Here is a 13,923-nt window from a genome sequence, read left to right as displayed (position 1 = left end):
CGCGCTCGCGTGTTCGGAACGGCGCCTATGATCCTTCGTTCAAGTGGCTGAAAACAGGAGGCCCTTGATGAGCGAAGCCGAGATTGTAGAGGCGCGCGACGATGCGCCCCTGTCGACCGCGAAAGATCGCGCCGGGCAACAGGCGGCGACCGAAAGCCTGATCGATGCCAAGGGCGATCATGTCGTCGGTCGGGCCGTCACGATCAACCGGCCCCCGGCCGAACTCTACGCCTATTTCCGTGATTTCGCGCGGCTGCCGACGTTCATGGAAAATGTCGAGCGGATCGACGTGCTCGATGCCGCGCGTTCGCACTGGGTGGTCAAGGCGCCCGGCGGGCGCACCGTTGAATGGGATGCGCGGATTACCGAGGAGCGCGAGGGCGAAGTCATCGCGTGGACGACGGAGGAGGGCGCCGACGTGGCCGATTCGGGTCGCATCGAATTCCGCGACGCCGGCGCGCGGGGGACCGTCGTGGTCGCCACGATCGCCTATGATCCGCCGGCCGGTACGATCGGGAAGATCGTCGCCAAGCTCTTCCAGCGCGAGCCCGCGATCCAGGCGCGGCGTGACCTGCGCCGCTTCAAGCAACTCATGGAAACCGGCGAGATCGCCACATCGTCGCGCACCAAAGCGCAGCTGCAAGAGGAGAAGGCCTGATGCGCGCGCTGACCTGGCACGGCAAGCACGACGTCCGCGTCGACACGGTCGACGATCCCGAGATCCTCAACCCGCGCGACTGCATCATCAAGGTGACATCGACCGCGATCTGCGGTTCCGACCTGCATCTCTACGACGGCTACATCCCGACGATGAAGGCGGGCGACATCCTCGGCCACGAGTTCATGGGCGAAGTGGTCGAGATCGGCCCCAAGTCGACGCTCAAAAAGGGCCAGCGTGTCGTGGTGCCCTTCACGATCGCGTGCGGCAGCTGCTATCATTGCGGCAAGCATCAATATTCGGCCTGCGACAACGGCTTGCCCGCCGACAATCAGGATATCGCACAGGAATTATACGGCCAGCCGATGTCGGGTCTGTTCGGCTACAGCCACATGACCGGCGGTTATGCCGGCGGGCAGGCGGAATATGTTCGCGTGCCGTTCAGCGACGTCGGCCCGATCGTGATTCCTGACGGGATCGAAGACGACAAGGTATTGTTCCTGTCCGACATTCTGCCGACCGGCTGGATGGCCGCCGAGAACGCGCAGATCGAGCCGGGCGATACGGTGGCGGTATGGGGTTGCGGTCCGGTCGGGCTGTTCGCCGTGCAGTCGGCCTTCCTGATGGGTGCACAGCGCGTGATCGCGATCGACCATTTCCCGCACCGGCTCGAACTGGCCAAGGCATTCGGCGCCGAGACGATCAACTTCGAGCAGAGCGCGACCTATGAGGCGCTGATGGAGATGACCGGTGGGATCGGACCGGATGCCTGTATCGACAGCGTCGGGCTCGAGGCGCACGGCTTCTTCGTCGACAACGTCATCGACCAGATCAAGGCGTCGACCTTCCTCGGCACCGATCGCATCCATTCGGTCCGCCAGGCGATCCTGGCCTGTCGCAAGGGCGGCCGCGTCTCGATGCCGGCGGTCTATGGCGGGTTCGTCGACAAATTCCCGCTCGGCGCGTTCATGGAGAAGGGGCTGACGCTCAAGACCGGGCAGACCCACACCCAGCATTATATGCCGGGCCTGCTCAACGCGATCCTCGAAGAGAAGATCGATACGACCTTCTTAATCTCCCACCGGCTGCCGCTCGAACAGGCGCCGGAAGGCTATAAGATGTTCCACGACAACCAGAATGAAGTGACCAAGGTCGTGCTCAAGCCCGGCCTGGCGCTGGCAGCGGAATAGGACAGAGACCATGGCAGACAAATTCGCGATCATCACCGGCGCCTCGACCGGCATCGGCTTCGAACTCGCCCATCTCGCCGCGCAGGACGGCTATGACCTGCTGATCGTCGCCGACGAGCCACTGATTAACGCGGCCGGCGCCGACCTCCAGCAGCATGGCACCGAGGTGCGCTCGATCGAGGCGGACCTGTCGACGATCGACGGCGTCGACGCGCTGATCGCCGCGACCAACGGCCGGCGGGTCGACATCTTGTGCGCCAACGCCGGGCGCGGGCTCGGCCGCGGCTTTCTCGAACAGAACCCGGCCGATTGGCGGCACGTCATCGACACCAACATCGTCGGCACGCTCTACCTCGTCCAGACCGTGGTCAAGCAGATGGTCGCGACGGGCGAGGGCAAGGTCATGCTCACCGGCTCGGTCGCCGGATTCATCCCCGGCACCTACCAGGCGGTCTATAACGGTACCAAGGCGTTCATCGACAGCTTCGCCGACGCGCTGCGTGCCGAGCTCGAAAATGAGGGTCATGACGCGATCACGATCACCAATCTGATGCCGGGTGCAACCGAGACCGAATTTTTCGATCGGGCGGGAATGGGCGACACGAGTGTCGGCACCGCCAAGAAGGATGACCCCGCCAAGGTCGCCAGGGACGGCTGGACGCAGATGATGAAGGGTGGCGGCGACGTCGTCTCGGGCTGGAAGAACAAGCTGCAGGCCGCCGCCGCGCATGTCCTCCCGCACGGCGTGACGGCGGCCTTGCACAAGGGCATGGCCGAGCCCGGCTCGGGCGAGTGACCACCGACGGCGCGCGGGGAGACCCTGGCGCCGTCGCCGCGTGCTGTAGACGGAGAAGCGCCGGCGCCGCACGGCGACGCCACCGCGGAGACTTATCGCGCGGTCGGCGTTAAGCGGACAGAGGAGAGACAGCATGGCGGACGCAACGCAATTGAAGCATGACCTCTGGACGCGGATGTCGAAGAGCCCGTTCGTGATGGTCGGCCTCACCGAGGGCGGCGAGCATAGCGAGCCGCTGACCGCGCAGCTCGACAAGGATCAGGTCGATACGCTGTGGTTCTTCATCGGCCGGGACAATCGGCTGGCCAAGGGCGGGTCCGCGATGGCGCAGTTCGTCTCGAAGGGGCACGACTATTTCGCCTGCTTGTCGGGCGAGGCGCGGGTCGACAACGATCGCGCGATGATCGACAAGCTCTGGTCGAACGCGGCCGATGCCTGGTTTCCAGGCGGCAAGGACGATCCCAACCTTGCCCTGCTGCGCTTCGACATCGACAGCGCCGAACTATGGGAGGCGGACGTGTCGCTCTCGGGCAAGCTCAAGATGCTGTTCGGCGGAACGATCCGCCAGAGCGAATCCGGCAGCCACGCCAAGGTCGAGACGACGGCGGGCTGAGCGCATCTCGAAGGCATAGTCCAGTCGCCCGGGGCCTATCGAAGCGCCGTTATTTCGCCGAGCCCGCGAAGGAGGCCGGCGCTTCGACACGATACCGGCGAACGCACACGCGGACAGGCTCGTCCCTATCCGCTGGCGCTGTTCCGCCGCCGTGTGTCCCAGCCTTTGCGCGCGGCGGCGGAACGCTGCTCCGCCGACCCGGATCGGTGCGCCTTGCCGCCGCGCGACGAAGCGCTGTGCGTGTCAGGATGGCCACGCCCCGAGCCAGACTTGTTGCCGCCGCCCGACTCCTTGTTGACCGTCGCCCAGGCGCGGCTCTCGGCCTCCGGCTTGGGCGTGCCGCGCGCTTCATAGCCCTGCTCGATATGCGCGGCCTTGCGCTTCTGCTTGTCGGTGTAGCTGTCCTTGTCGCCGCGCGGCATCGCCTCTCTCCTGATCGGATCGTGGCAAAACGCCCGACCGAAGAAGCCGTTGCGAGCGCGACGGGATCAGCCGTTCGCGTGCATGCCGTGACGACCACCGCCCGGGCCGCCGTGGCCGCCCTCATGCCCAAAATGACCGTGCATCAAATGAGCCATCGCGTCGAAGCGCTGCTGCTGGTCGGGGGTCAGTGCGGTGTAGAAGCGCTTGGTCGCCGCGATGCGCTGCTTGGCGTCGGCATCGCGCTGGTCGATGCGCTGGTCCATATGGTCGAGCATCGCCATCGTGTTCTCGGGCGGCGGCGGGGTGCCGTCGGGACCGTGGCCACCCTTGGCGCCGCCGTCGGGGCCGTGGCGCATGCCGTGCGGATGCATCGTCGCGAGGAAGCTGTCGAGCGCGGGCTTCTGGTCGGCGCGCAGACCAAGCAGCAGCGCGATGTCAGCCGATTGCTTGGCTTCCCGCTCGGCACGGTGGGCCGCCATCTGCGCCGGCGTCGGACGCTGCCAACCGTCCTGCGGCGGCGACGCCCGGTCGGCGGCGAACAGCGGCTGCGCGCTCAGCAGCGCGACGGACGAGACGAGAAGGACAAGACGCATGGGCCATATTCCTGAAGTCGTTTGGAGCCTCGCTACTAGCCGAGACATGTAGCCAGCAAATGTCATCGTACCGGCGACGCCGAAACATTCGTTCCGGTCACAAAGGCTTGGCTGACCGGTCGTTCAGCGGAAGCGCTTGCGCAGCGTGATGCGGAAGGTCCGCCCGGTCGGATTGATATAGTCCTCGCTATACGCCGCCGGCACGACCCCCGCGGAGTCATGGACGCGCGTGTGGGCGCCGAGCAGATTGTCCGCCGACAGGTTGAGGCTGCCGCGCAGCGCGGGGAAAATGTGAGTCAGCCAGCGTTGGTCGGCGAGGTTGATCTGCAGCCGCAAGTTGAGCGTTATCCCCTGCGAGAAGGTCAGCTTGTCCTGCGAGAGCGTGCCCGCATAGGCCGTCGTCGGCGTCTGCCACACGGCATTGATGTCGGCGCTCCACGCAGCGGTGGAGACGGTGGTCTGGAGTTCGACCTGATGGGTCGGTGTGCCGCCGGTATCGCTGATGACGTCGTGGCCGAGCAGGTTGAGCGCCGGCATTCCGTCGCGGAGCACGACCTCGTCGCGCAGCCGCCAGGTATCGTACAGCGCGATCTGGAATTGGTCGCGCGCCGGCGCGGCGACCGAGCCCACCGCCGGACTCGTCGAGCCGAACGCCGTCGAATAATTGAGTCCGAAGCGCATCTGCTGGCGATCACGCCGCGCGAGGTTGACCGGGCTCGTGTCGAGCACGGTCAGATAGCCATTGTCGCGCTCGAAGCGGTCCGGGAAGGCGGCCATGGTGGCGGCGGTCGCGGCGCTGAGATCGACGATCGGGTTGCGGGTCTTGTCGATCGTATATTCGGCCGACAGCTGCAGATCCGCGGTGCGCAGCGGGCTGACCTGGAGGCGGACGCGCCCGGTCTGCGAGGTCTGGTGATCGAGATCGGCGGTGCCGCCCGCGATCCGCTGCACGATCGTCGTACTGTTGGTAACGAAGTCGAACTCGCGCAGATCGGGCGTGTCGAGCGACGCTTCGCCGAGCTGGAGCAGGGTCGGCGCCTGCTGAGAGTGCGTGAAGGAGGCGAGAAGATCGACCCGCTTGGTCGGCACCCAGTCGAGCGTCGCCCCATAGGTCGTCAGCGTGCCGAAATCGGAGAGCTGGCGGAGTTCGCCATTGCCACCGATCGACAGCTTGCCGAGCGGCGAGCGATCCGAACTCAGCGGTACATCGACATTGCCCTGCACATTGCCTTCGTTGCGCGTCAGGTCGGTCGCCGCCAGCGCGCTCGGCGAGTCGCTGCGGATGCCCGAGAAGGCGAAGCCGGTACGCAGCGCGGTGGTCACCGGACCGGCCGGCACCGACAGCAGATTGCCGTTGAGATAGAAATCGCCGCCGGCGGTGCGCATGTCGGTCGAGACGCAGCCGGTGTCGCCGACGGACCCACAGCGGTCGCCAAGCAGGCCGGGCGACGGCAGCAGGACGATGTCCATCCCGTTGCTGCCGATGGCGGGGCCCGTCCGGGTGACGCGGGTGGTGTCGTCGAGCTTGCCGATGAACGACCAGCGCCAAGCATCGAGGCGGCCGTTGAGCGTCAGGTTGGTCTGCGCCTCCACGGTCTGGTCGACGCGGTTGAGCGGGCCCGCCACGAGATCGGAGAGCCCCTCCGCGGCGAGCAGATCGCCATCCTCGTCGGACAGGCCGGGGCGGCTCTGCAGCGCGTCGAGATCGAGACTGCCGGTCAGGGCGGCGGAGACCGCGCCGATCTTGCGGGTCGTCGACCCGGTGATCGTCAGATGATCGTCCTGCGTCGCCAGCGTGTGCTGCGGCACGCCCGTGCTCGCGGTCGGCGCGACGAGCGTGGTGTCGTCGGAGATCGGATCCTGGTGGCGATAGTCGAGATCGATATTCCAGTTCGAATTCTCGTTGATCCGCAGCAGGTCGACCTTGGCGCGATAGACGCCGCGGAAATTGTCGGGCGCCAGCGTGTAGCGGCCGAGCAGCGTCAGCGCCTTGTAGTTGCTGCGCAGGACGACATTGACGACGCGCTGGCCGGCATCATAGCCATATTGCAGCGCGACCTTCTCGGGGAAGATCTCGATCCTGCGCACCGCCTCGGGGGGCAGGTCCTTGATCGACGAGAAGCCCGAGATCCGCTGGCCGTTGACCAGCACGATCGGGGCTTGGCCGGAGCGGATCGTCCCGTTGCCGCTGGCACCGCCTGCGCCGGTGCCGATTTCAGGGGCGAGATCGGTGAACACCTCGTCGAGATCGGCGGCGCCCAGCGCGTGGATCGCGGTCGCATTCAGCGTCGTCTCGGGGGGCACCTCGGTCGCGACGGCGCCGCGCTTCGGCTGGCCGGTCACCACGATGGCGTCCTTGGCGTCCTCGGCGGCGTCGGCGGCGGCTTCGGCGGCTTCACTGGTCTTGGCCGATAACGCGGGCGCCGCGGCCTGCGCATGCGCCGGCCCGACATAGACACCACACAGCGCCACAAGGGCGGCGGCGGTGCGGCCGCGCGTTGAAATGCGGGCCAGCGCACGTGCGCTATAGCGACGCCCATCGTTCATAATAAGCAACTCCACCCCGCTACCGCATGCCTCTTCGCGTGACGCGTCGACAGCCCGGCGGTGGGAGCGGTGCGCATGCGAGCGGGCCAATGGCGGAGACCTGTCCCCAATCCTAAGATTTGGTCATGTGACATCGGCGCCGTAATAAAATGGGGCATCGGGGGCAGGCCTAGGCTGGTCGACCGCGCGTCCGGTGCGCGCCTATGCGCTCCGCGCGCCGGGGGCGTCGACTGTGCCGCGACAGCTATTTGGCGATCGTCGCGACCAGGCTGTCCATGTCCTTGCGCGCGTCCGGCGTGTAGCTGGCGCGCAGCGGCGCGGCGTCGACGCGGTGTGCCGCCACGGTCGCCCGCTGCTGTGCGACAACTGCGGCAAGGTCGCGCGGGTCGGCAGCGCGCTGGGCGATGCCGACCGGCCCCAGCCCGAGCGGCTCGCGCCAATGATCGAGCTGCGTGAAGCGGCTGCGATATTCGAGCTCATATTCGAGCTTGCGGATCTGGCGACGCGCGAGCGCGACGCGGTCGTCGATATGCTGGACCGCGACCCGGTGCGCCTGGACGTGCAGCGCAGCCATATAGCCGCCGACCGCGACCAGCATCGCCAGCGCGATGGCGGCGAGCAGGACGATCACGGCGAGCCCCTGGCCCATCGGCGGAATGGCGGCACGGTCGCGGCGCATGACGATATCAGAGCCCCCCTCTGGATGTCGGGAGACGGTGCCGGGGTGGGGCTGAACCGCCGCTTAATTCGCCGCGAAAACAAGGGGCGCGGGCAGGCCGATCGCCCACCCGCGCCCCTTCGCACGTATCGTACCGGCGAGGATCAGCCCCAGCTGGCCATCGCCGTCTCGAGGTTGGCGACGATCGCGTCGAAGAATTTCTCGGTCGTCATCCAGCTCTGGTCGGGGCCGACGAGAATCGCGAGATCCTTGGTCATCTGCCCGCCCTCGACGGTGTCGACGCAGACCTTCTCGAGCGTCTCGGCGAAGCGCACCACGTCGGGCGTCTCGTCGAACTTGCCGCGGAACATGAGGCCCTGCGTCCAGGCGAATATCGAGGCGATCGGATTGGTCGACGTCGCCTTGCCCTGCTGGTGCATCCGGTAGTGGCGCGTGACGGTGCCGTGTGCGGCTTCGGCCTCGACGGTCTTGCCGTCGGGGGTGAGCAGCACCGAGGTCATCAGCCCGAGCGAGCCGAACCCTTGGGCGACCGTGTCCGACTGGACGTCGCCGTCGTAATTCTTGCAGGCCCAGACGAACTTGCCGCTCCACTTGAGCGCCGAGGCGACCATGTCGTCGATCAGGCGATGCTCGTAGACGATGCCCGCGGCCCTGAACTGGTCGGCGAACTCGGCGTCGAACACCTCCTGGAAGAGATCCTTGAAGCGGCCGTCATAGGCCTTGAGGATCGTGTTCTTGGTCGAGAGGTACAGCGGCCACTTGCGGTCGAGCGCGTAGATCATGCTCGAGCGCGCGAAGTCGCGGATCGAATCGTCGAGATTGTACATGCCCATTGCGACGCCGGCCGACGGGAAGTCGAACACGTCATATTCGAGGACGTTGCCGTCTTCGCCGGTGAAGGTCATCTTGAGCTTGCCGGGGCCGGGCACCTTGAAGTCGGTCGCGCGATATTGGTCGCCGAAGGCGTGGCGGCCGACGACGATCGGGTCGGTCCAGCCCGGCACCAGCCGCGGCACGTTGCGCATCACGATCGGTTCGCGGAAGATCGTGCCGCCGAGGATGTTGCGGATCGTGCCGTTGGGCGACTTCCACATCTTCTTGAGGGCGAACTCCTCGACGCGCGCCTCGTCGGGGGTGATCGTCGCGCACTTCACGCCGACGCCATATTGCTGGATCGCCTTGGCGCTGTCGATCGTGATCTGGTCGTCGGTCTCGTCGCGCTTCTCGACCGAAAGATCGTAATATTTAAGGTCGATGTCGAGATAGGGGAGGATCAGCTTCTCGCGGATCCACTGCCAGATGATCCGGGTCATTTCGTCGCCGTCGAGTTCGACGACCGGGGTCTTCACCTTGATCTTGGCTGCCATGGAGCGCTCCGCTGAAGGGGCCGGCACCGGGCGCCGGCAAAGGGTTCGATACGAATGTCGAGCCGCTTAGGCCGGGCCGTCGCGCGGATCAACCGTGACAGCGCGGATCCGACCGCTTAGGACGATGCGATGACATCGCTCGAAAAGCCCGACATTGGCACCACCACGATCAAGTGGCGCTTCCCCGCCGTCCATCCCGAAGGCTATAAGTTCGCCGCGATCGCGGCCGGGATCACGCTGCTCTTTTTCATCTTCCTGCCGCAGCCCTTCGGTTGGGCGGGCGTGGCGATCACAGCGTGGGTGCTGCTGTTCTTCCGCGATCCGATCCGGACGACGCCGCGCGCGCCGGGCATGATCGTGGCGCCCGCCGACGGGCTAGTGACGCTGATCGTCCAGGTGCCGCCGCCGCGCGAGCTGGTGGGGGAGGGTGCGCTGTCGCCCGAGCCGGTGACGCGCGTGTCGATCTTCATGTCGGTGTTCGACGTCCATATCAACCGCTCGCCGATCGGCGGCACGATCAGCCGCGTCGTCTATATCTCGGGCAAGTTTCTCAACGCCGATCTCGACAAGGCGAGCGAGGAGAATGAGCGTCAGCATATCCTCGTCGAAGATGCTCAGGGCATGAAGATCGGCTTCACGCAAATCGCCGGGTTGGTCGCCAGGCGGATCGTGCCCTTCGTCAAGCCGGGCGACATCATCGCTGCGGGCCAGCGCGTTGGGCTGATCCGCTTCGGCAGCCGGGTCGACGTCTATCTGCCCGCCGGCACCAGTTCTCAGGTGCTGCTCGGTCAGCGCACGATCGCGGGCGAGACGGTGCTTGCGGTCGCCGGCCGCGACGAGCGGATCGACGGCGTGGCGCAATGACGGCCGCCCCTTTTTCGTTCCCCGGCGGAAGCCGGGGTCCAGAATTGCGGGCGCCGCGTTTGAAGCTCTGGGTCCCGGCTTGCGCCGGGGAACGGTAGCGTCATGCCGCGCCTGAACCCGCGCTTCCGTGATCGGCCACGCCGCGGGATCCCGCTCCGTGCCGTTGCCCCCAATGCAGTCACCGCGCTCGCCCTGTGCTTCGGCCTCTCCGCGGTACGCTTCGCGATCGCCGAGCAATGGGAGTTGGCCGTGGGCACGATCATCCTCGCCGGCGTGCTCGACGGGCTGGATGGGCGGATCGCGCGCTTGCTCAAGGGCGAGAGCCGTTTCGGCGCCGAGCTCGATTCGCTGTCCGACGTGATCGCCTTCGGCGTCTCGCCCGCGGTCGTGATGTATCTCTGGTCGCTGCAATATATGCCGCAATTCGGCTGGACGATCGCGCTCAGCCACGCGGTTTGCTGTGCGCTACGCCTGGCGCGGTTCAACGCGCAGATCGATGCGACCGAGCAGCCGCGCAAGGCCGCGGGCTTCTTCACCGGGATCCCGGCGCCCGCGGGTGCCGGGCTGGCGATGTTGCCGCTCTATCTCTGGCTGGCGTTCGGCCAGCAGATTCCCTTGTTCCGCTCGGCCTATTTCGTCGCACCATGGACCGCGATGACCGCGGTGCTGATGGTGTCGAGCGTCGCGACCTTCGGCTGGGGATCACTCCGCCTGCGCCGCGACGTCCGCTTCGGGGCATTGGCGGTGATCGCGCTGATCGGCGGCGCGTTGGTCAGCGCGCCATGGCCGACCTTGTCGCTGTTCGCACTGGCCTATCTGATCGCGGTGCCGTTCGGCGCGCGTTCCTATGCGAAGGTCAGGCGGCGCGGCGCTGCGGCACCGCCGCCGTCGTCGACGCCGTCTGCCAGCGACCTGCCGTCCTGATGCGCACCGGATGGCGTGGCGCGCGTGACGTGTCGGCGTGGCGGAAGCCCAAGGCACCGATGATCGCGTCGCGCGATGCCAAAAGCATCAGCGCGGTGAACGACAGCGCGACGAGCGCTACGAATGCGAAGCCGATCGACGTGAGAACATGCAACATGAAAACTCTCCCGAAACGGTTCTACCCGTTCCACATCGGGCAGGAACGGATTGCCGTCTGAACAGTTCCATACGTTCCCCATATGTTCTGTGTCAACTGTTCCTTTTTGAGCCGGAATTAGACCAAAGTCTTACGCGAAACGTCGCGCCTGCATCCCAAGCTTGCCTTTACGGCCTCTTCGAGCTAGGGGCCCGCGCATCCCGCATGCAGGGCGCACATACCGGTGCCGACTCCGTTCCAACGGATTCGGTCACTGCTCTGCAGAGGCTCAACCGGAAGGAGACTATCTCATGGCGGCACCGTCCGTTTCCATGCATCAATTGCTCGACGTCGGCGCACACTTCGGCCACCAGACCCACCGCTGGAACCCGAAGATGAAGCCCTACATCTTCGGCGACCGCAACGGCGTCCACATCATCGACCTGTCGCAGACCGTTCCGCTGATGACGCGCGCGCTCGACTTCGTCGCGCAGACCGTCGCGCATGGCGGCAAGGTCCTGTTCGTCGGCACCAAGCGCCAGGCGCAGGAGCCGATCGCCGAGGCCGCCCGCCAGTCGGGGCAGCATTATGTCAACCATCGCTGGCTGGGCGGCATGCTCACCAACTGGAAGACGATCTCGGGCTCGATCAAGCGCTTCAAGGCGCTCGAGGAGCAGCTTTCGGGCGACACCGCGGGCCTCACCAAGAAGGAAGTGCTCCAGCTCACCCGCGAGCGCGACAAGTTCGAGCTGTCGCTCGGCGGCATTCGCGACATGGGCGGCATCCCGGACGTGATGTTCGTGATCGACGCCAACAAGGAAGAGCTCGCGATCAAGGAAGCCAACACGCTCGGCATTCCGGTCGTGGCGATCCTCGACTCGAACGTCTCGCCCGACGGCATCGCCTTCCCGATCCCGGCGAACGACGACGCCAGCCGCGCGATCCGCCTCTACTGCGATCTCATCGCCGAGGCCGCGACCAAGGGCAATCAGGGCGCACGCGTTCAGTCGGGCGCCGATTTCGGTGCATCAGACGAGCCGCCGGTCGAAGCCGCGCTCGCCTGAGCTTCTGAACAATTCGGCGCGTTTACGGACGGGCCGGCATGAACAAACGGGGAGGGGTGGCTTATGGCTGCTCCTCCCTCCCTGCATCTGAAAGGACATAAGATGGCGGAGATCACCGCAGCCACTGTCAAGGATCTGCGAGAGCGCTCGGGCGCCGGCATGATGGACTGCAAGAAGGCGCTCAGCGAAACCAATGGCGACATGGAAGCCGCGGTCGACTGGCTGCGCTCCAAGGGCCTCGCCGCCGCCGCCAAGAAGTCGAGCCGCACCGCGGCCGAAGGCCTGGTCGGGCTCGCCGTCGCCGGCACCAAGGGCGCCGCGGTCGAGGTCAATTCCGAGACCGATTTCGTCGCCAAGAACGACCAGTTCCAGGCGTTCGTGAAGACCGTGTCGGGCATCGCGCTTGAGACCGGCGACGATGTCGAGGCGCTGCGCGCTGCGGCCTATCCGAGCGGCGGCACCGTCGGCGACGCGCTCACCGCCAACATCGCCACGATCGGCGAGAACCAGACGCTGCGCCGCGTTCGCGTGCTGACCGTCTCGAACGGCGCGGTCGTGCCCTATGTCCACAACCAGATCGCGCCCGGCATGGGCAAGATCGGCGTTCTCGTGGCGCTCGAGTCGGATGCCGGCATCGACGTGCTCGAGCCGCTCGGCAAGCAGATCGCGATGCACATCGCGGCCTCCTTCCCGCAGGCGCTCCACGCCGACCATCTCGACGCCGACACGATCGAGCGCGAGCGTGCGATCGCGCGCGAAAAGGCGGCGGAGAGCGGCAAGCCCGAGAACATCATCGAGAAGATGGTCGAGGGTGCGGTGGCCAAGTTCAAGAAGGAGGCGGCGTTGCTGTCGCAGCTCTTCGTGATGGACAATAAGACGCCGGTGCAGGACGTCGTCGCCAAGGCCGCCAAGGATGCCGGCACGGCGATCGTGCTCAAGGACTATGTCCGCTTCCAGCTCGGCGAAGGCATTGAGCGCGAGACCAGCGACTTCGCCGCTGAGGTGGCAGCAGCCGCTGGCGTCAAGGCGTAACGCATAGCCTGAGCGCCCGCCGGCGCGCGTGATCCGGAGACGGACGCGCGTGACGGCGGGCGTTTTGTTTTCGGGGTGAGTGCCCACCCAACCCCGTTCGTGCTGAGCGCAGTCGAGGCACGGGCACAGCATTGGAAATCACCTCGACTGCGCTCGGTCGGCCCTTCGACTGCGCTCAGGGCGAACGGGGGGGGCGCCCAATGTGCGAAGCCGCATCGGGCTTTCGCCTACCGCCTCCGTAACCATGCTTGGCAGCGACAGGCCCCGCCCCTAAGGTGCGCGGCACATTGATCCGATCGGACCCCTTTCTCGCATGACCCGCCCGACCTTCCACCGCATCCTGCTCAAACTGTCCGGCGAGGTGCTGATGGGTTCGGGCCAGTTCGGCATCGATCCCGCGACCGTCAAGCGCGTCGCCGAGGAGATCCTCGCGATCCGCGAGGCCGGCTATCAGCTGTGCATCGTCGTCGGCGGCGGCAACATCTTCCGCGGCGTGGCGGGCCAGGCGCAGGGCTTCGATCGCGCGACCGGCGACTATATGGGCATGCTCGCCACCGTGATGAACGCGCTCGCGGTGCAGAACGCGCTCGAGCTGCTCGGTGTCGAGACTCGCGTCCAGTCGGCAATTCCGATGGCCTCGGTCTGCGAGCCGTTCATCCGCAGGCGCGCCGAACGGCATCTTGAAAAGGGGCGGGTCGTGATCTTCGCCGCCGGCGTCGGGAGCCCCTATTTCACCACCGATTCGGGGGCGGCGCTGCGTGCCGCCGAGATGAAGTGCGACGCGCTGTTCAAGGGCACCTCGGTCGACGGCGTCTATGATGCCGATCCCAAGACGGTGCCCGGCGCCACGCGCTACGAGGAGATCGACTTCTCGACCGTGCTGAACAAGAATCTCAAGATCATGGACGCCAGCGCGATCGCGCTGTGCCGCGACAACAATATCCCGATCGTCGTCTTCAACATCCGCGAGCAGGGCAATCTGGCCCTCGTCCTCGCCGGCGAAGGCATCGCGACGATCGTTCGCAACGGAGAGTGAC

General features: G+C 66.3%; 14 protein-coding genes. 9 read left to right on the top strand and 5 right to left on the bottom strand.

Features of this window, described 5'->3' with window-relative positions:
- Positions 1-67 precede the first annotated feature (67 nt).
- The 4 genes from Q0326_RS08550 to Q0326_RS08535 all read left to right on the top strand — a co-directional run bounded on the left by Q0326_RS08550 (position 68) and on the right by Q0326_RS08535 (position 3,257).
- Positions 68-658: an SRPBCC family protein gene (locus tag Q0326_RS08550; protein ID WP_298689155.1), complete on the top strand. Its 591-nt coding sequence runs from the start codon at positions 68-70 to the stop codon at positions 656-658.
- On the top strand, positions 658-1,848 hold the full coding sequence (locus Q0326_RS08545; RefSeq protein WP_298689153.1) for a zinc-dependent alcohol dehydrogenase: 1,191 nt from the start codon (positions 658-660) through the stop codon (positions 1,846-1,848). The genes Q0326_RS08550 and Q0326_RS08545 overlap by 1 nt, the downstream gene beginning before the upstream one ends.
- A gap of 10 nt (positions 1,849-1,858) precedes the next feature.
- Positions 1,859-2,644: an SDR family NAD(P)-dependent oxidoreductase gene (locus Q0326_RS08540; protein ID WP_298689151.1), complete on the top strand. Its 786-nt coding sequence runs from the start codon at positions 1,859-1,861 to the stop codon at positions 2,642-2,644.
- 133 nt (positions 2,645-2,777) lie between these two features.
- On the top strand, positions 2,778-3,257 hold the full coding sequence (locus tag Q0326_RS08535; protein WP_298689149.1) for a pyridoxamine 5'-phosphate oxidase family protein: 480 nt from the start codon (positions 2,778-2,780) through the stop codon (positions 3,255-3,257).
- A gap of 125 nt (positions 3,258-3,382) precedes the next feature.
- Here the strand turns inward: Q0326_RS08535 and Q0326_RS08530 are convergent, their stop codons facing one another.
- From Q0326_RS08530 to Q0326_RS08510, 5 genes are all read right to left on the bottom strand, one after another.
- On the bottom strand, positions 3,383-3,679 hold the full coding sequence (locus Q0326_RS08530; RefSeq protein WP_298689147.1) for a plasmid stabilization protein: 297 nt from the start codon (positions 3,677-3,679) through the stop codon (positions 3,383-3,385).
- A gap of 66 nt (positions 3,680-3,745) precedes the next feature.
- Positions 3,746-4,273 (bottom strand): Spy/CpxP family protein refolding chaperone, encoded by a 528-nt coding sequence (locus Q0326_RS08525; protein ID WP_298689145.1) that lies wholly within the window; start codon positions 4,271-4,273, stop codon positions 3,746-3,748.
- Positions 4,274-4,396: 123 nt separating this feature from the next.
- The gene (locus Q0326_RS08520) at positions 4,397-6,820 is read right to left on the bottom strand and encodes a Plug domain-containing protein (protein ID WP_298689143.1); all 2,424 of its coding nucleotides are present in this window, start codon (positions 6,818-6,820) and stop codon (positions 4,397-4,399) included.
- Positions 6,821-7,064: 244 nt separating this feature from the next.
- On the bottom strand, positions 7,065-7,499 hold the full coding sequence (locus Q0326_RS08515) for a hypothetical protein (protein ID WP_298689141.1): 435 nt from the start codon (positions 7,497-7,499) through the stop codon (positions 7,065-7,067).
- 143 nt (positions 7,500-7,642) lie between these two features.
- The gene (locus tag Q0326_RS08510; protein WP_298689139.1) at positions 7,643-8,866 is read right to left on the bottom strand and encodes an NADP-dependent isocitrate dehydrogenase; all 1,224 of its coding nucleotides are present in this window, start codon (positions 8,864-8,866) and stop codon (positions 7,643-7,645) included.
- Between the two features lie 129 nt (positions 8,867-8,995).
- On the opposite strand from Q0326_RS08510, the gene Q0326_RS08505 reads away from it, so the two are divergent.
- The 5 genes from Q0326_RS08505 to pyrH all read left to right on the top strand — a co-directional run bounded on the left by Q0326_RS08505 (position 8,996) and on the right by pyrH (position 13,922).
- Positions 8,996-9,730 (top strand): phosphatidylserine decarboxylase, encoded by a 735-nt coding sequence (locus Q0326_RS08505; RefSeq protein ID WP_298689137.1) that lies wholly within the window; start codon positions 8,996-8,998, stop codon positions 9,728-9,730.
- A 102-nt stretch (positions 9,731-9,832) separates the two neighbouring features.
- Positions 9,833-10,654, top strand: a complete 822-nt coding sequence (locus Q0326_RS08500) for a phosphatidylcholine/phosphatidylserine synthase (protein ID WP_298689135.1) — start codon at positions 9,833-9,835, stop codon at positions 10,652-10,654.
- Positions 10,655-11,101: 447 nt separating this feature from the next.
- Entirely contained in the window at positions 11,102-11,854 is a 753-nt protein-coding gene (gene rpsB / locus Q0326_RS08495) for a 30S ribosomal protein S2 (protein WP_298689133.1), read from the top strand.
- Between the two features lie 102 nt (positions 11,855-11,956).
- Positions 11,957-12,886, top strand: coding sequence for a translation elongation factor Ts (gene tsf / locus Q0326_RS08490; RefSeq protein WP_298689131.1), 930 nt, complete (start codon positions 11,957-11,959; stop codon positions 12,884-12,886).
- Positions 12,887-13,199: 313 nt separating this feature from the next.
- Positions 13,200-13,922 (top strand): UMP kinase, encoded by a 723-nt coding sequence (gene pyrH, locus Q0326_RS08485; RefSeq protein ID WP_298689129.1) that lies wholly within the window; start codon positions 13,200-13,202, stop codon positions 13,920-13,922.
- Position 13,923: the final 1 nt, after the last annotated feature.

The organism is uncultured Sphingomonas sp. (genome assembly GCF_937859915.1).
In the GTDB taxonomy this organism is placed as follows: domain Bacteria; phylum Pseudomonadota; class Alphaproteobacteria; order Sphingomonadales; family Sphingomonadaceae; genus Solisphingomonas.
The sequence above is the reverse complement of the archived record's forward strand: the minus strand, read 5'-3'. Positions and strand labels throughout refer to the sequence as shown.